Source organism: Hymenobacter coalescens (assembly GCF_054783195.1).
The window spans coordinates 67828-90766 of the sequence record NZ_BAAGRA010000014.1; the positions used below are offsets into that span (position 1 = coordinate 67828).

At 64.8% G+C, this 22939-nt stretch carries 21 protein-coding genes and 1 tRNA gene; 10 read left to right on the plus strand and 12 right to left on the minus strand.

Annotated features, from left to right (window positions below):
* The first annotated feature begins 172 nt into the window (after positions 1-172).
* On the plus strand, positions 173-955 hold the full coding sequence (locus tag ACYVKQ_RS09455) for a tetratricopeptide repeat protein (protein WP_460577912.1): 783 nt from the start codon (positions 173-175) through the stop codon (positions 953-955).
* A gap of 172 nt (positions 956-1127) precedes the next feature.
* Here ACYVKQ_RS09455 and trxA read toward each other — a convergent pair whose 3' ends face one another.
* Together trxA and ACYVKQ_RS09465 are read right to left on the minus strand one after the other, a co-directional pair.
* Positions 1128-1436, minus strand: a complete 309-nt coding sequence (gene trxA / locus ACYVKQ_RS09460; protein WP_460577913.1) for a thioredoxin family protein — start codon at positions 1434-1436, stop codon at positions 1128-1130.
* A 120-nt stretch (positions 1437-1556) separates the two neighbouring features.
* Positions 1557-1994 carry a hypothetical protein gene (locus tag ACYVKQ_RS09465; RefSeq protein ID WP_460577914.1) on the minus strand — a complete coding sequence of 146 codons (438 nt, stop codon included), beginning with the start codon at positions 1992-1994 and terminating at the stop codon, positions 1557-1559.
* A 269-nt stretch (positions 1995-2263) separates the two neighbouring features.
* Between ACYVKQ_RS09465 and ACYVKQ_RS09470 the strand changes: the two genes are divergently transcribed.
* Both ACYVKQ_RS09470 and ACYVKQ_RS09475 read left to right on the plus strand, forming a co-directional pair.
* Positions 2264-2581, plus strand: coding sequence for an HNH endonuclease (locus ACYVKQ_RS09470; protein WP_460577915.1), 318 nt, complete (start codon positions 2264-2266; stop codon positions 2579-2581).
* A gap of 31 nt (positions 2582-2612) precedes the next feature.
* On the plus strand, positions 2613-3695 hold the full coding sequence (locus tag ACYVKQ_RS09475; RefSeq protein WP_460577916.1) for a DUF6687 family protein: 1083 nt from the start codon (positions 2613-2615) through the stop codon (positions 3693-3695).
* Between the two features lie 19 nt (positions 3696-3714).
* Here the strand turns inward: ACYVKQ_RS09475 and ACYVKQ_RS09480 are convergent, their stop codons facing one another.
* Both ACYVKQ_RS09480 and ACYVKQ_RS09485 read right to left on the minus strand, forming a co-directional pair.
* Entirely contained in the window at positions 3715-7434 is a 3720-nt protein-coding gene (locus ACYVKQ_RS09480; protein ID WP_460577917.1) for an AAA family ATPase, read from the minus strand.
* Between the two features lie 73 nt (positions 7435-7507).
* Positions 7508-8770 (minus strand): exonuclease SbcCD subunit D C-terminal domain-containing protein, encoded by a 1263-nt coding sequence (locus ACYVKQ_RS09485; protein WP_460577918.1) that lies wholly within the window; start codon positions 8768-8770, stop codon positions 7508-7510.
* A gap of 218 nt (positions 8771-8988) precedes the next feature.
* On the opposite strand from ACYVKQ_RS09485, the gene ACYVKQ_RS09490 reads away from it, so the two are divergent.
* On the plus strand, positions 8989-9723 hold the full coding sequence (locus ACYVKQ_RS09490) for an MOSC domain-containing protein (RefSeq protein WP_460577919.1): 735 nt from the start codon (positions 8989-8991) through the stop codon (positions 9721-9723).
* 93 nt (positions 9724-9816) lie between these two features.
* On the opposite strand, the gene ACYVKQ_RS09495 is transcribed toward ACYVKQ_RS09490, so the two are convergent.
* Positions 9817-11193: an MBL fold metallo-hydrolase gene (locus ACYVKQ_RS09495; protein ID WP_460577920.1), complete on the minus strand. Its 1377-nt coding sequence runs from the start codon at positions 11191-11193 to the stop codon at positions 9817-9819.
* Between the two features lie 356 nt (positions 11194-11549).
* Complete coding sequence (locus ACYVKQ_RS09500; RefSeq protein ID WP_460577921.1) at positions 11550-12047, minus strand: hypothetical protein; 498 nt, start codon at positions 12045-12047, stop codon at positions 11550-11552.
* A 209-nt stretch (positions 12048-12256) separates the two neighbouring features.
* Between ACYVKQ_RS09500 and ACYVKQ_RS09505 the strand changes: the two genes are divergently transcribed.
* Entirely contained in the window at positions 12257-13828 is a 1572-nt protein-coding gene (locus ACYVKQ_RS09505) for an amino acid permease (RefSeq protein ID WP_460577922.1), read from the plus strand.
* Between the two features lie 90 nt (positions 13829-13918).
* On the opposite strand, the gene ACYVKQ_RS09510 is transcribed toward ACYVKQ_RS09505, so the two are convergent.
* Positions 13919-14131 carry a hypervirulence associated TUDOR domain-containing protein gene (locus tag ACYVKQ_RS09510; protein WP_460577923.1) on the minus strand — a complete coding sequence of 71 codons (213 nt, stop codon included), beginning with the start codon at positions 14129-14131 and terminating at the stop codon, positions 13919-13921.
* 334 nt (positions 14132-14465) lie between these two features.
* On the opposite strand from ACYVKQ_RS09510, the gene ACYVKQ_RS09515 reads away from it, so the two are divergent.
* The 4 genes from ACYVKQ_RS09515 to ACYVKQ_RS09530 all read left to right on the plus strand — a co-directional run bounded on the left by ACYVKQ_RS09515 (position 14466) and on the right by ACYVKQ_RS09530 (position 18892).
* Entirely contained in the window at positions 14466-15137 is a 672-nt protein-coding gene (locus ACYVKQ_RS09515; protein ID WP_460577924.1) for a response regulator transcription factor, read from the plus strand.
* A gap of 373 nt (positions 15138-15510) precedes the next feature.
* A complete protein-coding gene (locus ACYVKQ_RS09520; protein ID WP_460577925.1) occupies positions 15511-15735 on the plus strand; it encodes a hypothetical protein in 225 nt (74 codons plus the stop codon).
* A 228-nt stretch (positions 15736-15963) separates the two neighbouring features.
* The gene (locus ACYVKQ_RS09525) at positions 15964-17925 is read left to right on the plus strand and encodes an RICIN domain-containing protein (protein WP_460577926.1); all 1962 of its coding nucleotides are present in this window, start codon (positions 15964-15966) and stop codon (positions 17923-17925) included.
* Positions 17926-17974: 49 nt separating this feature from the next.
* Positions 17975-18892: a DUF6929 family protein gene (locus tag ACYVKQ_RS09530; RefSeq protein ID WP_460577927.1), complete on the plus strand. Its 918-nt coding sequence runs from the start codon at positions 17975-17977 to the stop codon at positions 18890-18892.
* Positions 18893-18920: 28 nt separating this feature from the next.
* Here ACYVKQ_RS09530 and ACYVKQ_RS09535 read toward each other — a convergent pair whose 3' ends face one another.
* Positions 18921-19148 carry a hypothetical protein gene (locus ACYVKQ_RS09535; protein ID WP_460577928.1) on the minus strand — a complete coding sequence of 76 codons (228 nt, stop codon included), beginning with the start codon at positions 19146-19148 and terminating at the stop codon, positions 18921-18923.
* 276 nt (positions 19149-19424) lie between these two features.
* On the opposite strand from ACYVKQ_RS09535, the gene ACYVKQ_RS09540 reads away from it, so the two are divergent.
* Positions 19425-20267, plus strand: a complete 843-nt coding sequence (locus ACYVKQ_RS09540) for a Rossmann-fold NAD(P)-binding domain-containing protein (RefSeq protein WP_460577929.1) — start codon at positions 19425-19427, stop codon at positions 20265-20267.
* 624 nt (positions 20268-20891) lie between these two features.
* On the opposite strand, the gene ACYVKQ_RS09545 is transcribed toward ACYVKQ_RS09540, so the two are convergent.
* The 4 genes from ACYVKQ_RS09545 to ACYVKQ_RS09560 form a co-directional block, all read right to left on the minus strand.
* A tRNA-Leu gene (locus tag ACYVKQ_RS09545) sits at positions 20892-20973 on the minus strand.
* Positions 20974-20997: 24 nt separating this feature from the next.
* The gene (locus ACYVKQ_RS09550) at positions 20998-21534 is read right to left on the minus strand and encodes an iron-sulfur cluster co-chaperone HscB C-terminal domain-containing protein (protein WP_460577930.1); all 537 of its coding nucleotides are present in this window, start codon (positions 21532-21534) and stop codon (positions 20998-21000) included.
* Between the two features lie 85 nt (positions 21535-21619).
* A complete protein-coding gene (locus ACYVKQ_RS09555; protein ID WP_460675461.1) occupies positions 21620-21955 on the minus strand; it encodes a putative quinol monooxygenase in 336 nt (111 codons plus the stop codon).
* A gap of 88 nt (positions 21956-22043) precedes the next feature.
* Positions 22044-22817: an SAM hydrolase/SAM-dependent halogenase family protein gene (locus tag ACYVKQ_RS09560; protein ID WP_460577931.1), complete on the minus strand. Its 774-nt coding sequence runs from the start codon at positions 22815-22817 to the stop codon at positions 22044-22046.
* Positions 22818-22939: the final 122 nt, after the last annotated feature.

Below are 22939 nucleotides of genomic sequence, written 5' to 3' on the forward strand. Positions count from 1 at the left end.
GGGGAAAAAATGAGCGAATGGGGGCCGGACCCGCAGGTGCCGGGCCGGCAAAGATAGCCGCCCCGACTTTACCGCCCCAATGCACGTTACCTAAGTCGCGGGCAGCCGTATACAACCCTGAATTCCCGGTTGGGTTTTGCCGCTTTTCCTGTCTTTTTCCACTTCGACTTCCATGCCCTCACCCATACTTCACCGTACCTGCACCGTTGCCGGCGGGCTGCTCATGCTGCTGCTGACCGCGCAGTGCTCGGCCACTCGCGAAAACGAAACGCCCAGCATGGCCGCCCGTGCCCGCATGAACGAGGCCGCCGTGGCCGCCAACCGCGACCCCGGCAATGCCCCCGCCGCGGAGGCCGTGGCTCCTGCCGGGGCTACTGCTTCCGTAGATGCGCCGGCACCTGCGCCCGCAGCAGTCCCCGCCGCCCGACCCGCTGCTCCCGTGCGCCGCACCAATGCCGATTACAAGGCCGACATCAAAGCCGCCGACGCAGTGCTGAAAACCAGCCCGCGCAACGCCGACGCCTACCTGGCCCGCGGCCGCGCCCGGGCGCAGCTCAAGGACTACCGCGAAGCCATGATCGACTTCAACATGGCCCTGCGGCTGAAGCCGACCAACGCCGATGCTTACTACAACCGCGGCCTGACGCGCATTAAGCTCAAGGAATTCAACTCCGCCATCGGCGACTTCGGCAAGGTGCTGCGCTACCGCCCCGAGGACAAGGAGGCCTTTTTCGGGCGCGGACTGGCTAAAATGTCGCTGGATAATTTCAAGGGCGCCGTGCCGGATTTCAACAAAGCCATCGAACTGGACCCGAGCTACGCCGACGCCTACGAATACCGCGGCATCTGCTACTCCTCGCTGAACAAGCCCGAACTGGCCCGGCAGGACCTGGAAAAAGCGGCCCAGCTCAATCCCGAAGCTTCCAAAACCCTGACCCGCTACGCCAAGAAGTAGGGGGGCGAGTTGTCGGTTGTCAGTAAACAACGTGAACTGCCGACTGAAACTTCAGCCGCGAAATAAAGCACAGCGGCCGCCGTTCCAATAAGAACGGCGGCCGCTGTGCTTTACTCATCAGCCGAAGCAAGCAGTCGTAACAGGCGTCAGCCACCGGAGTACACACTGACAACTACTTCACGTAGCCGGCTAATACCTGGTTCAACTGCGGCTCGGGCACCACGCCCGACTGCCGCCACACCGGCTGGCCCTGGTGAAACAAGATGAGCGTGGGAATGCCCTGCACCCGGAACTGCTGGGCCGCGGCCGGGTTGCGGTCCACGTCTACCTTCACAACTTTGAGCTTGCCCTGGTGCCGGGCGGCCACCTGCTGCAGGATGGGCGCCATGGCTTTGCACGGGCCGCACCAATCGGCGTAAAAATCGACGAGCACCGGCATGCCGGGGCTGCTGATGAGTTCGGCGAAGGATTTTTTAGCCATGGCAGTAGAGAAAAAGCGAGAGATACCCGGCTATACGTACCCGGCGTTGGGCCGATACAACAACGGCGCCCGACTTCTGCGAAGCCGGGCGCCGTCATGCTAAATAGCTGGGTGGGCTACCTATTTTTTGCGCTCAATCACGGTTACGTCATTGCCCGCGTCGGACATCTCGAAGTGACCCCCGGCCACCCGCTTGCCCCCGACTTCGCACTGCCAGGTGTACTTGCCGGGCGTGGCGTTGGCCGCAATGCCGGCGCTGGTCTGGAAGAAATCGGCCTCGGTGGGCGGGGTTGGGAACAGCACATCGACGCCGTTCTGCCCTTTTTCCACGTTTTTCACGAGCGAGTATTCTTTGCCCGTGGTCTGGTTGGTGACGATGAACTTAGCCGTATAAGCGCCCAACTGGCCGAACTTGTCGGATACCCCAATCTTGACGAACGGATCAGTCGAGACAAGCCAGGTTTGGGCCTGAGCCTTGGGTGCCCACAACAGGAGCACCAGCAGCAGCCCGAGCAGGCCGCCGCAGCGTTTCCACATAGCGGAAGTAGAAGTGTGCATAGAACGGAAGAGGAGGAGGTGGATGTTGACGAAGGGAGTGAAGATCAAGCTTTCAGCCCCGGCGCGACTGCCTTAGCGAAGAACGTGCCGAGAAGCTGATGAAGTAGCAAAAAATCAACCGGAAGGCGGCGCTGCAACACCACACACTACCAAATATATAAATCCCTGAAGTGAGCTGGGATATTACGAGGATAATTTTTTTGCTGAAAGGCCCTTGCCAGCCCTGGCAGGGCATATCCCAAGGCGAGCCCCACGCGTAAGATCAACTCGTGGCCCGACGTCCGAAAACCATAGCGCCCGCCGCGGCGGCCCCCATCGAAACCCGCTGCGAGCTGTGCGAGCGGGCCGTGCAGCACACCTCGCGGCACCATTTGGTACCGCGCGAAGAAGGCGGCCGCCACGGCCCCACCGTGGCCTTGTGCCAACCCTGCCACAGCTCGGTACACCTGCTGCTGAGCAACAAAGAGTTGGCGCGCCGCTACCACACAGTGGAGGACTTGCGCCGGGCCGAGGAGCTGGCGAAGTACCTGCACTGGATTCGCCGCAGCCGGCTGGAGCGCATCAGCAACCGCCGCCGGCGCCGCTGATTCTGCGCGCAGCGCGTTTCTTTGCCCACCGATGCCTGCTCTGACCTTCCTGCCGTTTGCCGATGCCCGCCGCCACGCCCCCGACACGGTGGTAGTCGATAGCCTGCTGCCCCGCGCCGCTCTCACCCTGGCCCACTGGCGCGGGGCCCCCACGCCCGCCGAGTACCAGGACGATACCAGTGCCGGCTCGGTGCTGCGCGCCCTGGCGGCCCCGCCCGCCGCGCTAGGTGCCGTTCGCTACGTCACCGCCAACCACTTCGACGTGGACGGTTTCGTGGGCGTGTGGGCCTTGCTGAACCCGGAGCTGGCCCGGCGGCACACCGAACTGCTACACATGACGGCCGTACTCGGCGACTTCCGCGAAATGGATTGGCAGCATCCGCTGGCCGACCACGCCCTGCAACTGGTGTGCTGGCTGAATGCCGAGGAAAAGGCCCGCTTCTACGAGCCCTTCGGTGCGCCGGCCCGGCGCCGGCGCGAAGACGAGGCCTGCGCCGAGAAGTTTAGCTGGTTTCTGCCCCGCTTCGCCGCCATTCTGGAAAACCCGGAAGCCGGCCGCGCCGCCTGGCACCCCGAATACGAGCGGGTGCGGGCCGCCGTAACCACCATGCAAAGCCCGGCCACGACGCTGCGCCGCTACCCCGACATCGGCCTGCTGGTGGTACGCACGCCCGAGCCCTTGCCCTACTACGCCCTGTTCGGCCCGAGCGCCGGCTACGACCTGGTACTGAGCCTCTACGACGGGCAACGCTACGAATTCGAATACAAATACACTACCTGGATTGACCTGGAAAGCCGCCCGACGCGCCCGCGCCTGCCGCTCGACGCCCTCGTGGCGCAGCTAAACGCCCGTGAGCAGAGCGGCCAGCCCTGGGCCGCCGACGGTATCACCGATACCGGTCCGCTGCTGCGCCTGACGGGCCGCCGCCTCAGCAAAGTGCGGCGCTACGCCGACCCCGACCAGCGACCCATCTATGCTTCCTCCATTCCCGATAACGAGCTGGAGCAGTTGGTAGCGGCCTTTTTTCGCCAGCGCTACGCCGGCATTGCGCCGCGCCACCACTGGACGTGGGAGGCCATCCGGGCGGCCGGAGCCGAGCTGGCAGCGCGCTAGACTAGGCCGGCGCCCGGCGCTAGTTGGGGGCGGCGCAGTTGGTTTCATCGCCCATCACGCCCACGATGTGCACGGTGCTGTTGCCGCCGGCCCCGGGGCGCACCCGGATCTGGGTGCCGATGCGCTCCTTCAGGTCGGTGACGTGCGAAATCACCCCGATCATCTTGCCCGAGTGCTGCAGGCGCTCCAGCGCGTCGAGGGCGGTGTTGAGCGCGTCCGGGTCGAGGGTGCCAAAGCCTTCGTCGATAAACAGGGACTCGATGCGGGCCTTATGGCCAGCTAGCTCGCTCAGGCCCAGCGCCAAGGCCAAGCTCACCAGGAAGCTTTCCCCGCCTGAGAGCGAGGCCATGGGGCGCACCGTGTCGGCCTGGTCGTGGTCGATGATCTGCAGCTCCAGGTTGCGGTTGGGCGTTTTGAGAATGGTGTAGCGGCCGGTGAGCTGGCGCAGGCGCAGGTTGGCCAGGCGGGCCAGGTGGCTCAGGGTGAGGCCCTGGGCAAACTGGCTGAACTTGTCGCCGCGGGCCGAGCCGATCTGCTCGCTCAGATCCTGCCAGCGCTGTTCTTCCTGCCGGCGCCGCTGCAGCTCGCGCTGCCCAGCGGCCTGCTGCCGGCGGGCGGCATCGTCCTGGTTGAGCTGGCTGCTGATGGCGCCCAGCTTCTGCTGCAGGGTGGCCTCGGCGTCGGATAGCTCGTGGAGCTTTTTGGTCAGCTCGGCGGCGGTGTGCGGGGTCAGAAACAGCTCGGCGTGCTGCTGTTGCTCGGCCGTGAGGTCGGTGAGGCGCTGGGCGGCGGTGGCCTGGGCCGTCTGATGCGCCTGGCGGCGCTGTTCCAGCCGGGCCGCTTCGGGGGCGGGCATCAGCAGGCGGCGGGCCTCATCGGCGCTGCTCAGGCCGGCGTCGGCCAGGGCGGTGGCCAGTTCGGCCTGGCGGGCGGCGTGGGTGGTGTGGTCGGCGGCGAGTTGGGTTTTTAGCTCCTGCTGGCTGCTTTGCCTGATGGCCAGCTCTTGCTGCTGCCGGGTGAGCTGGGCTTGGGCCTGGGTCAGGGCCTCGGCCAGCTGGCGGGTGCTGCGCCGGAGCTGCTCGGCCTCGGCGCTGGGGTCCTGGCCGGCGTAGCGGGCCTGGCGGGCGGCGCGCTGCTGGTCCAGGGCCAGCTGTTCGGCGTCCAGCGCGGCGGCGGCGGCGGCCAGCTGCTGCCGGCGGCGGCCCAGCTCCTCCGTCTGCGACTTGTGCTGGCTGCTGCGCTCCAGCAGCTTCGCGCCCAGCTCCTTGAGCTTGCCAAGCTGCGCTTCGTACTGCTGGGCTCGGTCCTGCAGCGTGGCCAGCACGCCGTCGAACACCGAGTTGGCGGGCAGCGGCAGCCGATGGGGCTGCAGGTACTCGCGGATGGTCTGCTGATAAACAGCGGTCTGCTCGCGCCAGTGCTCCAGCTCCGTCGCCAGGGTTTTCAGATCGGCCTCGAGGGCTGCCTGGCGGTCCAGCAGGCGCGGAATTTCCTGCTGGGCGGCCGTAGCCGCGTCCTTGGCCTGCTGGAACTTCTCGCGCAGCTCCTCCAGCTGGGTGCTAAGCACCTTGAGGCGGTTGCGCCGCACCTGGGCGGCACTCAGCTGCGCGGTGGCGTCGGCCAGCAGCGCCTGCACGGCGGCGGGCTCCTGCGGCTGGGCAGGTACCGGCCGCAGCGCCTCACCCAGGGAGCTGGCCTGCTGCCTGGCCGCCCCGACGGCGGCCAGGGCTTCCTGCAACTGCTGCTGGCGCTGGCGCTGCTCGGTTTGGCGGCGGGCCAGCTCGGTAGCGGCCTGGCGCAACTCCTGCTCCAGGCGAGTCAAGGTCTGCTTTTGCTCGGCTTCGCGGTGTTCCTGCTCGGTCGTTTCGGCCCGGAAATCAGAGCCGAACGGGTGCTCCACGGCCCCGCACAGCGGGCAGGGCTGGCCGTCGTGCAGGTGCTGGCGGTGGGCGTTGAGGTCGGCCAGGGCCTGCTGGGCGCGTAATTCGCGCTGGTAGCTTTCCAGTAGCCGCTGCCCGTCGGCCTGCCGCGCCTCCAGGTGCTGGTAGGCCGTTTCGGCGGCGGCAAGGCCGGGCATTTCCCGCTCGATGGCTGCCGCCAGCCCGTCGGCGGTGCCTTGATGCTTCTGGATGTCCCGGGCTACGGGCAGCAGCTGCTGCAGGCCCTGCAGGTAAGCATTGAGGTCGTCGACGTGCTGATCCAGGGCCGCGACGCTGGTGTCCTGCACCAGCGCATCGTACTCCGTGCGGCTCGGCTGACCTTCCTGCCGGATGGCTTCGCGGCGCGCCAGGGCTTCCTGTTCCAAGTCTTGCTGCCGCCGCAGGTCGGCCGCCGTGGTCTGCTGGTTGTTCAGCAGCTCCTGGCGACGGGCTTCGCGGGTAGCCACTTCCTTCTGGGCCGCCTGCAGGTCGATAATTTCCCGGCTCAGCTCGTTGATCTGGCTTTTGAGGTCGGCCTCGGCGCTGTGCTCGATCAGCCACTGGTCCAGCGCGGCGTTTTCGGTGGCCAACCGGGCAATTTCCTCGGCCTGACGGGCTTGGTCGGCCTCGGCTTCCGTGAATTCGGTGCGCGTTTGTTCCCACTGCTGGCGTTTGGCAACCAGCTGCTGTTGCAGGGTCGAAATCCGGGTGTCTTCCACCACCATTTCTTCCAGCAGGGGCAGCCGCTGGCTTTCCTCGCTCTGCGCGGCGGCGTGCTGCTCGTGGGCCACTTGCTGGGCCGTGGCGGCCGTGGTGCTGGCCTGGTGCAGCAGCGGCAGCTCCCGCTCCAGGTCCTGCAGCTTCTGCTCGTGGGTGCGCACGGCTTGCTCGGCCACTTCGGCCAGGGCCAGCGGAGTAGCCACGGCGCTGGCCCGCTGGTGGCCTTGCAGGCGGGCCAGCTCGGGCTGCAGCTGCGCGTCGACGAGGCGCAGGCGCTCGACTTCGCGGGCGGCGGCGTCGAGCTGCCGGTCGAGCTGGTCGAGGATGGTGCGCCAGGTCAGGCACACGGTCAGGTCTTCCTGCTCTCGGTAATGCAGCTCGGTTTGCTGGTGCAGGGCGTCGAGCTGGTGCGTCAGTTCGGCCCGCTCCTCGTCGGTGAGCAGGCGGGTAGCGTCCAGCTTGGCCTGCAGCAGCTTGGTTTTCAGCTCCTCTTCCTTGGCTTTCTCGAACGCGGCCACCGACAGGCGGGAATAGATGCCCACGTTGGTCATCTTCTCGAGCAGGGCGCTGCGCTCCTTTTCCGGGGCGTGCAGGAAGCGCGCAAACTTGCCTTGGCTCAGCAGCACCGACTGCTCAAACTGCCCGAAATCCAGGCCCGACAGCTCCCCAACCCGCGCCGGCACGGCCTCCTTGCCGCTCACCACCGCCTCGTTGGAGGGGCTCATGACCAGCGACATGGCATCCTGGTTCAGGCCGCCCTTGTCCTCGCCGCGGGTTTTGCGGCGCACTTCCCAGCGGGAGCGGTAGCGCACCCGCTGCGCCACGCCGCTGTCGGCGTCGGTGGCGTACACTTCGAATTCGACCTCCGAAAAGGCGTAGGCCGCGTGGCGGCTCACCATTTCGCCCACCTGCCGGTCGTGGCGGGGCACGCGGCCGTAGAGGCCCACCGAAATGGCGTCGAGCAGGGTGCTTTTGCCGGCGCCGGTGGGGCCGGTAATGGCAAACAGGCCGGTGTCCGCCAGCGGCGTCGTGTCGAACCGAATCAGGTAGGGCCCGGGCAGCGAGTTGAGGTTGGCGAAGTGGACGCTGATAATCTTCATGCTAACGAAATTCCGGTACGGTTCCCGAAGATACGCCGGCGGCCGAAGCCGGTCAGGGACGTGAAAAGGTAGTTTAGGTGCTCAGGCCGCCCCAGGCTGCCGGGTCAGCCTCGGCCAGCAGCTGCCGCAGCTCGCCGAACGTGGCCGTCAGGGCCGCGGCCCGCTCGGGGGGCAGGCCGGCCACGCGGCGGGCAAATACTTCGTCCACCGTCAAGTCGCTCAGCAGCTGCAGCGGGGCCACGGCGGCTGCCAGGTCGGGGGCTTCGGTGGCGCGCTGGTGGCGCACCCCGCGCGGGGCCAGCACCTGGGCCTTCTGGTGCGCGAGGGCGGCCTGCACGCGGCGCTGCACCTCGGCCGGGGCCTCGTCGGAATGCACCAGCACATCGGCCCAGGCTACCAGCTCAAAGGCCGCGTTGTCGTAGGCCAAGATGTCGGCCTCTACTTCCTCTAGGGTGCCGTGGAAGCGCTGCAGCCGCCGCGTGACGGGCACGAGCAGGGCGGTGGTGGTGGGGGCGGCGCCGGCACCGGCAAACTCGAGCAACAGCACCTGCTGCCGGTCGTCGGCCTCGGTAAACGACAGCGGCACCGGCGAGCCGGCGTAGCGGATGTGGGCCCGCCCGCCCACCACCTGCGGGCGGTGCAGGTGGCCCAGCGCCACGTAGTCGAAGGCCCCGGGGAAGTGCTCGGCGCCCACCAGGCCCAGCCCGCCGATGTGCACGTCGCGCTCGGCGCCTTCGCGGGCTTCGCCGCCGGCGGCGTACAGGTGGCCGGTGGCCAGCACCGGCACATCCTGCTCGCGGGGGCGGCGCACGGCCTCGTGCTCCGCCAGGGCCAAGTAATGGGCCGCAATGCTTTCCCGCACGCGGTGCTGCCGCTCCTCGGGCGTTTCGCCGGGTACGGCCAGGCGGATGTCCCGGTCGCGCAGGAAAGGCACGGCGCACACCACCAGCGCGGGCCGGCCGCTGGCGTCGTCCAGGGTGAGTACCTGCTCGGCCGGGTCGGTGGGCACGTGGCCTACTACGTGGATGCGCAGCTGCCGCAAGAGCTGCCGCGAGGCGTTGAGCAGGGAAGGGGAGTCGTGGTTGCCGCCGACCACCACCACGTGGCGGCAGCCGGTAGTCTGCATCTGCACCAGGAAAGTGTAGTACAGCTCCTGCGCCGCGTGCGAGGGTGAGGTCGTGTCGAACACGTCGCCGGCTACCACCAGCACGTCTACGCCCTGGGCCTTAACGGTAGCCAGTAGCCAGTCCAGAAACCGCCGCTGCTCGGTGAGGCGCTCCTGCCCGGTCAGGAAGTGCTGGCCCAGGTGCCAGTCGGCGGTGTGGAGGACTTTCATGGAGTAGGGTAATGACAATGCAACTTCAAAATTAACGTTTGTCGCGTCGATTTTCTCCGCAATTTGGCGGCACGAAAGGAGAGTGTTAGTAAGGTAACTATGGTTACCATCAATTATTTGTAACCGCGTTTACTTCTGATAAAGCCTGAAAAAGCGGTCCTGGTTCCACTGCCCAGCCGCTTTTGCTCCTGACCGGCTTCTTTCCCTCGCTTTTTGCCATGGCTGATCCTGCGCCCTCTCTGACCTTGCCCTTGGTGTCGTTGCGCGTTGGCCGGCCACAAAACCTGGGCACCACCGGGGCCGAGGCCGTTCTGGACCGTCCGTGGACCTCGGCCATCGGCAAGGAAGCGGTAACAACTCTCGTTTGGCTGGGCCCCACCAACCTGGAGGGCGATGAGCAGGCCGACCTGCGCAACCACGGCGGCCCCGATCAGGCCCTGTGCGCCTACCCCGCCGTGCACTACGCCTACTGGACCGAGCGGCTGGGCCAGCCCCTGGGCCCCGGCGGCTTCGGCGAGAACCTCACCATTGCCGGGGCTTGGACCGAAGCCGACGTGTGCCTGGGCGACGTGTTCCGCTTCGGAGAGGCACTGGTGCAGATCAGCCAGCCCCGCTCGCCCTGCTGGAAAATCGCGCGCCGCTGGCAGCAGCCGCTGTTTTCGCAGTGGCTGCAGGATACGGGCTTTACGGGCTGGTACCTGCGGGTGCTGCAGCCCGGCCGCGTGGGCCCCACCGACGCGTTGGTGCTGCAGCGCCGGCCTTATCCGCAGTGGCCGCTCACGCGCGTCAACGCGGCCAAGTACGAGCAGCGGCACGACCTGGCCCTGGTGGCCGAGCTGGCCGCCTGCCCGGCCTTGGGCGAGCAGTGGCGCCGCAAGATGCAGGGCCGCCTCAGCGGGGCGCTGCCCCTCAACGACGACGCCAACCGGCTGATCGGGCCGAATGCCGGCTGATTATACGGGTTAATCAGTTGCCCCGGCTTCGCTGAACGCACAACGCCCCGACCGAAACCGGCCGGGGCGTTGTGCGTTGGCGGCAGCCGGCGCTTAGTGCACCGCCTGCTTCTGAAACTCGTGGATGGCCTCGCCGAGGTCGTACACTTCGGTACCGGCGGGCAATGCGGCCTGCAGAATGCTGGCGCCCGCGGCGGAGCGGTAGCCGCCGGCGCAGTGCACGAGCACCGGCTTACCGGGGGGCACTTCCTGGGCCCGCTCGCGCAGCTCGGGCAGCGGAATGAGCAGGGCGCCCTCAAATACCGGCTGCTTGGCCTCGGTGCGGTTGCGGATGTCGACGATGGTAAACTGCTCCGGGTGCTGGCGGACGCGCTCCACATCTACGTCGGGGCTCGTAGCCGGTGCGTCGCGCGGGGCCAGCAATGCCCCCTGGATGTTGGTTTCGTAGCCGATTTTGGCGGCCTTGCGGATAACCGTGTCCAGGGCAATCTGCGACTCGGCCACGAGGTAAAACGGCTCTTTCGGCCCGAGAATGGAGCCCAGCCAAGTTTCGAACTTGCCGCCGTCCATCAGGTTGATAGCGCCGGGCAGGTGGCCGGCCCGGAACTGCGCCGCCGGGCGCGTGTCCACCACCAGCACGTCGGGCTCCAGGGCGGTGCCGCTTTGCAGGTGCTTCACGGCGCGCACGGAGTCCTCGAAGGCCGGGGCACCCTGCTTGTTGAGCTGCACATCGCGGCCGAAGTACTTCGGCACGAAGGGCTGGTCTTCCAAGAGCACGCGCACGAACTCCTCCTGCGACATCGGCTGCAGGGCGTAATTGGTCTTCAGCTCCTTGCCAATGGTGCTGTCGAGGTCGGTGGATGTGGTTTTGCCGCAGAGGCTGCCGGGGCCGTGCGCCGGGTACACCTTGGTGGTGGGGGGCAGCGTCATCAGCTTCTCGCGGGTGCTCTCGTACATCTGCGCGGCCAGCTCCTCGCGCTTATGCCCGCCGATGGCTTCGTCCTCACGCAAGTCGGGGCGGCCCACGTCGCCTACGAAGAGGGTGTCGCCGGTAAAGGCCGCCCGAATCTGACCCAGCTCATCCACCAGGAGCACGCAGATGGAGTCGGGGGAATGGCCCGGCGTGTTGATGGCGTGCAGCTCCACTTGTCCGATGCTGATTCGGTCTCCCTCGTCGAAAGGCCGGTGCGAGTACGTGGCCTTGACCAGCCGGCTTACGTGGATGGTAGCCCCGGTTTCCTTGGCAATTTCCAGGTGCGACGAGACGAAGTCGGCGTGCGGGTGCGTCTCGATGACGGCCACGATGCGTGCCTCTTGCTCGTCGGCAAAATCGTAGTACGGCTGCGGGTCCCGGCCTGGGTCGATGACGGCCATGCGGCCGCCGCTGAGCACGGCGTAGGAAGCGTGGGCGAGGCCCTTGTCGTAAAACTGATGTATCCTGAAGGGTTGTGAGGAAGGCAGGGGACTCATGTGCGTAAAATAAGGTGACACTTATCGGCTGGTCGAAGCAGCCGAGGCAACCGCGCCGTGCCGCCGCAAGCACCGCGCCGGAGGGCCCGAAACTGACAGCTTGGCTGAGTAGGCAGCCCGTAGGCTGACTTGGTCAAATATAACAAGCTGGGTCGGCCACGAGCCGTTCGGGGAGATTAAATTTCGGCTTTACTTGGCTTAATGATTTGATATTGAGAATATTATTGGCGGTTTGAGGCGTGGGGAAAAGGCGTCCCGACGCCGCAGGGGGCGGCGCTAAATTCGCCCTGCTCCAGCTTCCAAGACAAAAAAAGACCGCCCGGTGGCGGGCGGTCCTGTTGGCGGGCCAGGGTAGTCTAGCTCGCCTTTACCTTCGTCTTGGTTTTGGTGGCTTTGGCCTTCATCTTCGTCTCCTTACGGGCCTCTTTAGCCTCTTCCACGCGCTCCATACGGTCTTCACGCTGTTGGGTGTACTTGGCAAATTGCTCGGCCGTAAGCACGCCCTTCAGCTGCTCGTCGTAGCGGGCTCGGCCCTCCTGCATTTTCTGGCGCATGGTTTCCCGGTCCATACCGGCGGCCGGCTTCTGCGCGCGGGCCGCGTCTAGTTCATTGGCCTGCGCCAAAAAGATGGCGCGCACCCGGGTCTGCTGCTCCGCGGATAATGTCAGCTGCTTGCTCAGGCGTTGGGTCTGCATATCGGCGCGCTGCTCAGGCGTGCGCTGCTCCCCGCGACCCATGCCCGGGCCTCGGCCCTGGTAGCCAGCCGGAGTGCTGGTGGTGGCGGGGGCGGTTTGTGCTTGGGCAGTAGCAAAGCTGAGCACGGCGGCCGTCAGCAAGAAAAGCATCTTTTTCATCGGAAGTGGGTCTGTGGGAAAATGTACCGGTTGGAGGTTCGGCAGGCGCCAAGGTTTAATCGGCCCGGGCGGCAAAGGCAACATCCGGGCCAAGCGCCCATGGGAGTCGGATTCTGCCTATATTCGGGCCCCGGCGTGTCCTCAGGGCCCAAGCCGGGACAACTCCCACGACCAACTTCTCTCTAAATTCTCCCCATCTCAATCCTCTAATGGCAAACATTTTCGCCAAAAAACCGCTGGCCGTGCTGCTGGGCGAAGCCAACGCCTCGGGCGAAGGCGCGCTGAAGCGCACCCTGGGTGCGGCCAACCTCGTCGCACTCGGCGTCGGGGCCATCATCGGCGCCGGCCTGTTCGTGCGCACGGCGGCCGCTGCGGCCCAAGCTTCGGGCCCGGGCGTGACGCTGGCCTTCATTGTGGCCGCCATCGGCTGCGCTTTCGCGGGCCTCTGCTACGCCGAATTCGCCGCCATGATTCCGATTGCCGGCTCGGCCTATACCTACGCCTACACCACCATGGGCGAATTCGTCGCCTGGGTTATCGGTTGGGCCCTGATTATGGAATACGCCCTCGGGGCCGCCACGGTGTCCATTGCCTGGAGCGAGTACCTGAACAAGCTCTTAGCGGTTTTTGGGACCAGTATACCCTACGAATGGAGTCACTCGCCCTTTGAAAGCGCGGCCATCAACGGCGTGATGCACAGCGGCGTCATCAACCTGCCGGCCCTGTTCATCATCATCATGCTGAGCTTGCTGCTGATCAAAGGCACCCAGGAATCGGCTACGTTCAACGCCATTATCGTGGTGGTGAAAGTGGCCATCGTGCTGGTATTCATTGCCGTGGGCTGGCAGTTCATCGACGACGCCAACCACACGCCCTACCTGATTCCGGAAAACGCCGAGCCGGTGAAAAATGCCGCCGGTGAGGTGGTGCGCGAATACACCGCCTGGAACAAGCACGGCTGGGGCGGCATCCTCGGCGGAGCCGCCATCGTGTTCTTCGCCTTTATTGGCTTCGACGCCGTATCGACGGCAGCGCAGGAAGCCAAGAACCCCAAGCGCGACATGCCGATCGGTATTCTCGGCTCGCTGGCCGTGTGCACGGTGCTCTACATCCTGTTCGGCCACGTGCTGACGGGCGTAGCCAACTGGCGTGAGTTTGCCGACCCGGCCAAGGGCGGCGAAGCCTCTGTGGCCTACGCCATCAAGGAGCACATGCCCGGCTACGAGTGGCTGTCGACGGCCGTGGTGGTGGCCATCCTGGCCGGCTTCTCCTCGGTTATCCTGGTGATGCTCATGGGCCAGAGCCGCGTGTTCTTCTCCATGGCCAACGACGGGCTGATGCCCAAAGCCTTCTCGGACCTGCACCCGAAATTCCACACGCCTTACAAATCCAACCTGGTGCTGCTGGTGTTCGTGGGTGCCTTCGCGGCCTTCGTGCCCGGTTCCCTGGCCGGCGACCTGACCTCCTTTGGCACCCTGCTGGCCTTCGTGCTGGTGAGCATCGGCGTGTGGATCATGCGCCGCTCCGACCCGGATCAGCCGCGGCCGTTCCGCTCGCCGCTGTCCTCGGCCTCGTTCCCGCTGGTGCCGGTGCTCGGCGCCCTGATCTGCCTGTCCATGATTCTGGCCCTGGACGGCAACACCCTGAAACTGGCCCTGGGCTGGATGATCATAGGCTTTATCGTGTACTTCATCTACGGCCGGCAGAACTCCAAGCTGCAGCAAGGCATCGTGGTGGTGCCCAAAGAACTGGAAGAGCAGGCCTTCATCGAGCAGAAGTAGTCCCGCTACGTTTCGTTGCTTTAACTGCAAGCCCCGTCGGATTTCCGGCGGGGCTTGCCGCTTATTGGTCGGGTCGGGGTCCAAACGCGGCTACTTGTTCACCGCCTGTACTTCGCTTTTGAACTTCAGCACCCGGGCCCCGTTGCTTTGTACGATGAGAAAGGCGGGGTTGTCGGCGGTGGCGTGCCGCGTGATTTCGGCGCCCTGGAGTTTGCGCGTAACCGACTCCTTGAAGGTGTGCTCTATTTTGCCGGTTGCCGTGCCGGTGCCGTATTTCCAGGTGACCAAGGTGCCTTTGCGCATGCGAACAGCCGTAAAAAGTTCTAGCCCATCGGTATACGCCGCCGGGCGCGGCGTAGGTTGAAAAGGCGCTTTCTGCGGCAAGCCAGCCCCGGCAGTCGTTACTATGGGGTTGAGTGCTAGCACCATGTTCGGAATGGCTGCCGCGCGTAGCCGCCGCAGCGTTGGGGCGTGTTATCTTTCGCTGCTTTTTGCCTTTTAACCGCCGTCATTGCTACCGGACCACGCTGCTGGCGGCCGCGCAATGAAAAGCGCCTTCAAGACGTTGGAGAGGTTATTGCGGCCCGGCTTAGGCGCCCTGATTCCCCCAGTTGAATAGCTCAACCCGATACACTTTATGAACGAACCTCTTCCCGAAGCTATTAGGGTATTGTTGGTCGATGACCACCCGCTGGTCATCGAAGGCATCATCTCCTTGCTGAAAGACGTCGAGGACATCCAGATTGTGACCACCGCCGCCGGCGGTGACGAAGCCTTGCGGCGCCTGCAGGAGCACCCGAGTATTCAAGTGGCAATCGTGGATCTGAACATGCCCGGCATGACTGGGGTAGAACTGATCCGGCTGATAAGCCAAGCTCACCCGCAGGTGCAGGCCATGGCCCTCTCGGTGTACTACGACTACAGTTCCGTAACCGACGTGCTTGATGCCGGGGGCGCAGGTTACCTGCTGAAAAACACCAGCAAAAAAGAGTTAATAGAGGCCATCCGGCAGGTCAGCGCGGGCAACCGGTTTTTCAGCCAGGAAGTGGGCGCGACGCTGTTGCAGAACATTCCGCGCCCGGCTACTGCGGTGGAAGTGCGCGAGGAACGGCCGGTGGAGCTGACCGCGCGCGAAAGGGAAGTACTGCAGCTCATCGCGCACGAATTTCCCAATTCCCGCATTGCCGAAAAGCTCTTCATCAGCGAGCGAACGGTGGAATCGCACCGGAAAAACCTGCTGACCAAGACCAACTCCAAATCCGTAATTGGCCTGATCCAATACGCACTACGGCACAAGCTCATCGGTTAGCCTGCCGCACCAATGACACCAAACGACGCCCGACCTAGCCAGGTCGGGCGTTTTTTGTGCACTTGTTCGGGCGAGGTAGAGGGGGCACATTTATCGGGCCAAGTTACCTCGTAAGTTGCTTAAATCCTGAGCGAAATCTACCAACACGGCCTCAATCAGGCCCAGAGCGACTATTTATTTGGTTATACCTAAAATAGGTTAAGTGCCAGTACTTACGGGCAAATTACGGGGTAGTACGGATAGCAAATCAATCGAATATTCCTTTATCTTAGCATCGTTCAATAAAATGATGCTTGCTTCATATTGAACGGCGCGCTTTACCGGTTAACCTTCTTTCGCCCTTCTCCATCTCTTCACCGACACACACATCGTCATGGCCTCAAAGATACTTTCGTTCATTTGCCACGTGCCCGGGGTTATTCCGGGTGCTTATCCGGCCGTTCCGACCACCGATACCGCTGCGCCCACCCGTTCGGTGGCCGAGCCGCGCCGCAGTAGTGCCAGCACGAGTAACGGTGATGCAGGAGGGCACTTCACCGCCATATACGAGAACGAGCGGTTTGTGCGCTTTAAATACATCAGCAACGCCGCGGGCTAAGCCCCCGCCGCACCCCTTCCTGACCTGCTTTGTGCCGCCCGGTTTGTCTTCACAAACCGGGCGGCGGCGCGTGGTGGGGCGCCGCGGGGCGTATTTCGGCTAACTTGCGCACCGGACCAAGTGTGCTGCCTCATGCCTATTGCCTCAGTGTTGTTGCGTCGCTTCACGCGTTTGCTCTGCTTAGCAGGGCTCCTCGGGACACGCACTATACTTGCTCAAACCGCCCCCATGCCGAATGAAGATACGTGGTACGGTGTGGTGGCCCGCGGCAGTGGGCGGGCCCTGGAAGTACGAGGCGCAGCGGCCGAGGCCGGCGCGGCCGTGGTGCAATGGGAGTTCACGCAGGCGCTCAGCCAGCAGTGGCGCTTTGTGCGCGTCAGCGCCGGCAGCGAGTGGTTTCGCATCGAGGTGCGCCACAGCGGTAAGTGCCTCACCGTGGACGGCCCCGCTGACAACGCCCCCGTGACGCAGCGGCCGTATTCCGGCGGCCTGTTTCAGCAGTGGAAGCTGGTGGCAGCCGGCCCGGTGGGCAGTGCGCAACTGGTGAGCCGCGGCAACGAGGTCATGTGCCTCGCTGTAGCCTCATCGGATAAGGCCAACGGCACCGCTGTGGTAGCGCAACGCTACCAGTCGCGGGCCACGCAGCAGTGGCGATTGTTTCCGCTGCGTCTGCAGGTGGCTGAAAGCGCCCCGACCTTTGGCAAGCCCGCCGCCCTGGCCGCCGCCATTAATACCCCAGCCAACGAACTGCACCCGGTGCTCACGCCCGATGGCAAGACCATGTATTTTGTGCGCACCCGCTACGCTGGCAATAAGGAGGGCGTAGCCGAATCGGGCGACATCTGGACCAGCGAAACGACGGACAGCGGGCAGAACTGGAGCCCGGCCACCCGCCTCGACGCGCTGAACACGCCCCAGCACAACGGCGTGCAGGCCGTACTGGCCGGCGGCAATGCCCTGCTGGTGCGCGGCTGGTACGAACCGCGCGACGGCGGCTCACGCGACGAAGGCGCTTCCCGGGCCCGCCGGACGGGCAGCACCTGGGGCAAAATGGAGTCGTTGGAAATCACCAATTACTATTCCACGGGCACGTCTACCACGTTTTTTCAGCCGGCCGACGAGAAGGTGCTGCTGATGAGCCTGGAGCGGGCTGATGGGCAGGGCGGCAACGACCTTTACATCAGCCAGCCCGACGGGGGCGGGGGCTGGAGCGAGCCGCGCAGCCTGGGACCGGTCGTCAACTCGCCGGGTTTCGATTTTGCGCCCTGGCTGACCCCGGACGGTAAAACCCTGTACTTCTCTTCGTACGGCCACGCGGGCTACGGCAGCGCCGACATCTTCGTGAGCCAGCGCCTCGATGACAGCTGGGCTAAGTGGAGCGAGCCGCGCAACCTCGGCCCAACCGTCAACAGCGCGGGTTTTGATGCGTACTTCGTACTCGGGCCCGACGGCAAATCGGCCTACTGGGCCGTGTCGCGCACGGCCAACGGCCCGGCCGACATCGTGCGGGCTGCCGCGGGCCTAACGCCCGCGGCCGATACAGCCCAGCCGGCCGCCCCCGTGGTGGCTACGGGGCCGCCCGCCCGCGGCTTCGTGACGGGCAAAGTGCTCGACGCCCGCACCCGTCGGCCGGTGGTGGCCGAAGTGAAGGCCGACCGGCTGGGCGGCGACATTGTGTTCAACGCGACCGGCCGTACCGATGCGGCTGGTGGCAACTTCCAGTTTTCGCTGCCCCTGGGGCGCTACCGCGTGGCCGCCACAGCCGGGGGCTTCCTGACGGCTACCGACACGGTACTTATCACGGGGAGCCAAACGTTGGAGCTGCTGGTCCTGCCGGCCTCGGTGGGGGCCAAGCTGGAGTTGCCCACCATTATTTTCGCGCAGGGCAAGGCCAGCCTGCTGTCGGGTTCCTACAACGAGTTGAACCGCCTCTCGCGCACCTTGCTCGACAACCCTTCGGTGCAAATTCGCCTGGAAGGCCACACCGATAACCAGGGCGATGCACAGAAAAACAAGGTGCTGTCGGAGCAGCGCGTAACGGAGGTCAAGCGCTACTTGGTCAGCCGGGGCGTAGGTCAGGAGCGCATCGCGACCATCGGCTACGGCGGCGACCGGCCCCGCGCCAGCAACGAGCGGGAAGAAACCCGGCGCCTGAATCGGCGCGTAGAGTTTACCATCACCAAGCAATAATCCAGACCCGGGGGCGTAGCTCCTGCACCGTCCGGTTGCCGATTTGCCTATGCACGCCACCATTCTGCGCGAAATTGCCTTGCCCCGGCTGCCTTCGGCTTCGGGAATTGAAGTTGTAGGCGACACGGCTTACATCATCGGCGATGACGCGCCGCTGCTTTACTGCTTCGATACGAAGGCCCTGACGCCCAGCCAACCGCTGGCCTTGTTTGAAACGGCGCATTTCAGCTCAGGGCGCATTCCCAAGAACCTCAAACCGGACCTTGAATGCCTGACGGCCGTGACCAGCGCCGACGGCGAGCATGGCCTGTTGGTGCTCGGATCGGGAGCTACAGCGGCCCGCGAAGTGGGTTTTTGGGTAGCGCTGGGCGTGGGTGCGCCGCCGGCCGCCAGCGTGTACCCGCTTTCGCTCACGGCACTCTACCAACTCCTGAAGGCGCAACTGCCGGCCGGGGTGGTGCTCAATCTGGAGGCTGCGGCGGCCACCGCCGATTCGCTGCTGCTGCTCCAGCGCAGCGTGGGCACGGCCGCCGGCAACCTCGTGTTCTATTGCCCTCTGGCCGCGACGCTGGACTTCGTGCGCCACCGCACTTCTCAGGCACCAACCGTGCAAGTGCAGCGCTATGAGCTGCCGCACATCCAAGGCAAACCAGCGGGCCTGTCGGGCGCCGCGGCATTTGAAGGGCAGCTGTTTGTGACGGCCTCCGTCGAAGACACAACGGACCCCGTGGCTGATGGGGAGGTGCTGGGGTCGTTCGTGGGCGTGCTCGACCCGGCCGTGCGCAGCAAACGGGCCCAGCCGACGCGCCTGACGCAGCTGCAATGGCCCGATGGCCGCGCGTACCGGGGCAAGGTCGAAAGCGTCGCGGTCCGGCGCCGGCTGGGCCCGGGCCGCTACGAACTGTTGCTGGTTACCGATGACGACGCGGGTGGTTCTACGGCCGTGGAAGTAGAGCTGCGCCTTTGAGCACGCGACTTTCGAGCGGCAGTCGCGGTTAGGCAGAGTGCCCGGCCGGCAACTTGCGCAGTTGCCGGCCCAGTACCACGGCGCGCCCACAGGCAAACTCCACCAGCATCGAGCCGTTGCGGCCCCGGATGCATTTGCCGCGTGCATCGAGCACGGCCCGGCATACCTCACCCACCAGCGGTGAGCCGGCCAGGCGACTCAGCCGGTCGCCGAGGTAGCGGTAGCGGGTAGGTTCGGGTGGCGGGGCTAGCGACATGAGTGGTGGGGGTGGGCCAAGACGACTGGCTCCGCGTGGCGGTGGCCCCGGCAGTATACGTTGAAAGCCGAGCCAGCGAAGTTGAGCCGCTTATACGGGTTTTACGTCTCGTCGAATGTCCAGGAGCCTACGACCTGTATGTGGACTTAAGAGCCGCAAACCGGCAGGGGGGCGGCTGAAAATGGCCACTGCAAAAACTAAGTTCGCGGCTGGTAGTTGAATGAGCCGGCTCCAATCTGGCAGCCGGTACATCCATTCCACTTATCAACAGAGCTAATGGCCATTACCCCCAAACACTGGTTTATCACGGGCGTCAGCACCGGCTTCGGAGCCGCACTGGCCGAGTTGCTACTGGCTAAAGGTGACAAGGTCGCCGCCACGTTTCGTCAGCCCGAGCAGGCGGATGAGTTTACCCAAAAAGCCGGTGACCAAGGCCGCGGCTTCGTCTGCGACGTGACCGACGAAGCGCAGGTGAAGCAGGCCGTGAGCGGTGCTATTCAGGCCCTGGGCCACCTAGATGTGGTGGTCAACAACGCCGGTTACGGCTCCCTGGGCAGCATCGAAGAAATCGACGCGGCCGAGGTGCAGCGGCAGTTTGAGGTGAACGTGTTCGGGCCGCTGCACGTGCTGCGGGCGGTGCTGCCCCACCTGCGCGAGCGACGCAGCGGCCACGTGCTCAACATTACCAGCATCGGCGGCCTGAAAACCTTCCCCGGTGTGGGCGTGTACAACGCCAGCAAGTTTGCCCTCGAAGCCATCGGCGAAAGCCTGGCCCAGCAGGTCGGCCCCCTGGGCATCAAGGTCACCAACATCGAGCCCAGCGGCTTCCGCACCGATTGGGCTGGCCGCTCAGCCAACGTGGTGACCACATCCATCGAAGACTACCAGCCCACCGTGGGGCAGAACCTGGCCGGCATCCAGGGCTACAGCGGCCGCCAGCCCGGCGACCCGCAGCGCGCCGCCCAGATCATGTACGACCTGGTGCGCCAGGAGAACCCGCCGCTGCACCTGCCCCTGGGCAAAGCCGCGGTGAAAGGTGCCCGCGAAAAGTTTGCCGCCTTGGTGCAGGAGTTGGAAAGCGTGGCCACCCTCGGCGACTCGGCAGACTTCCCGGAGTAGCTAAACCCTAATGCAAAAAGCCCTTCAGCAGCATTGCTGAAGGGCTTTCTTGTGCTCGACACCGGGCGCCGTGCGTACTAACACCGAGAGCAGCAGAGGTTAGGTTGCTGTCATTCGGCAAGTACGCAGGACGAAAATCCCGCTATGCCGCAGGGCTATTTCCGTAGTAGCAACGTCACAGCAGCCACCCGCAGACCGTTTAAGGTAGTGAGGCTGGTCGCCAAGATGCGGCAACTCGTATGGTTTCAGGTGTGGGACCATACGTGGCGACCAGTCTATCTGACAACGCCCCGACGGCAGACGGCCATCGGGGCGTTTTTGCGTTTCCCGCGCGGTGGTTGCTCTGCAAACCTTACCTCCGGGAAGCCGTGAACCCGGGTGCGGTTCGCACAAGTCGAAAACCGGGGAACCATGCGCCGCTGGAAATAATCCGGCTTTTCCCGCTAGTGCGCCTTAGAGGTTGCCTCGAGCCTTGGGCAGTCCCGTTTCATGAACCCGTTCGCCCAATAGGTAGGAAGCCCATTTACATTGCAATTAGCCTTGCTCCTTCGCGGGCACCCAAAAATGCCAAAGGGCCCCTCTGCACAGCGGAGGGGCCCTTTGGCTTAGCTTAATCCTGGCTAGTACCCAGAGCCGGGGTCGAACCGGCACACCTTGCGGTATTGGTGTTTGAGACCAACGCGTCTACCGATTCCGCCATCTGGGCAAGTCAACCGTGCGTGTCGGTAATTCACGAACGGGTGGCAAACTTAGCCAGACTTTCGCGGATGCGCAAGAGGTAGCGCCGTTTCAGGTAGTAAGTCCGTACTTGTTGCAGGGCGGCCGGGCGCTGCTCCTCCGGCAAGGCCGCGTACCCTGCGAGTACCGGGCGGCTGTCGGTTTCCAGCCCGTGCTCAAGCCGGTCGACCTCCGCCGTGACGCGAGCAGCTACTTCCGGGTCGGGCTCAAACTCGAGCTCCATCAGCTGCTCGTTGAGCTCCATCACTTCCATCAAAAAGTCGGCGGGCAGCTCCTGCTTGCCTTCCTCCAGCAGGCCGTGGCGCTGTAGTACGTACTGCAGCCGCTGATCAAAGTGCGAAAGCGTGCGGTAAGCGTTGGTGTTGAGCGTCGAAAGCTGCAGCATCCGCTGCTGCTGCTCGGGGGCGGCGGTGGCGTGAAAATCAGGGTGGTACTCGCGGCTGAGCGCGTAGTATTTGGCCTTGAGCGCTTTTTCATCGGGCAAAAAGCTCTCGGGCAAATCGTAGAAAGCGAAGTAGTCGGGCTGCATGGGGAGGGCACGGAGCAGCGGGCTCCGCGAAGGGTAAAACAGCATCAACGGGAAAAGCTCCCGGGCGGACGTGGACCGCGTCGGGCTACAGCACGGAATCGGGCAGGGCCGGCGGGGGCAGCTGCGCCGTGGCGCCCGTGACGGCATGTACGGAAAAAGCCAGCGGCGGAGCGGCAAACAGCCGCTTGGTAGCGGGCCATACCTGCCCGAACAGGGCCGAGCGGCGGTACGCGTCGAGGTCGGTGGCCGAATCCCAGTGGCTGTGGGTGCAAAACACGTGGGGCTGGTCGGCATCCTGCCAGAGTTCCATGTGCCGGCAGCCGGGCTGCTGCCGAATTTGGTCTTCGGAAGCTCGGAACACGCCTAGAAAGTCCGTCACGGCCTCGGGCCGAAACGTCATGCGCACGATGCGGATAAGCATAATTGTCAAATCGTTAGCAAGTTAGATGGCGGGCCGTTCAACAGGTTCTCCGAACGAGCAGCCATTTGACTATGCAGTCATGCAGCCATTATTCCGACGGAAACCGCACGTCTACCTGCGAGTCGAAGTGCATGCCCAGCAGCTCGGAAGCGTGGCCTTGGTTGACGCCGACGCACAGCTGCCCCTGGCTGTTGTACACGCACACCGCGTCGCCGGGGTCGGCAGCTTGGTAGTGGCGGGCCACGCCGCGCACCGCTTCACGGCCAAAATGGATGGTGCACGGGCGGCCGTGGCCCACCGCCTCAATGGCCTCGCGGGTGATGTTGGTGATGAGGTTGCCGTAGTGGTCGACGTGCACCACGTGGCCGGTGATGCGGTGGTCCTGCAGGCGCAGCTGCCGGTTGAGCAGCTGGTAGAGCTCGGTGCTTAGGGGCCCCAGGTCGGTGAGTGGGCGACCCTGAGCGAGGTGCGCGGCGGCAGGAGCCAGCACGTCGCGGGTGGGGGAGGCGGGCCAGTCGGTGGGCGTGGGCAGCAGCACCACATCGTCGGGGTGGGCGTCGGTGAGCAGGGTCAGAATGCCGTTGTCGGCCGCTACAAAGTAGTGGCCGCGCCATGCGGCGGCGTGCCAGCCGCGCCGGCCCACGCCGTGGTCATCTACCCCGATGAGGTGGACCGTGCCCTCCGGAAAGTCAGCAAACACCGACCCGAGCACGTGCACGGCCTGGGCCACGTTGAACGGCTCGATGGCGTGCGTGATGTCCAGCACGGGCACCGCTGGCACCAGCTGTAGCAGCCGGGCCTTCACTGCGGCCACGTAATGGTCGCGGTAGCCAAAGTCCGAAAGGAACGTTATCAGCCCCATTGGCCGTTTCTGAGAAGAATGCGTACTATTGTTTGACCCCACCAGGGAGGCGGCAAAAGTAGGCATTCGGCCCGGACTGACCGCTTAATGCGTGGGCCGCTTTTCTTCCCACCACTGCGCCT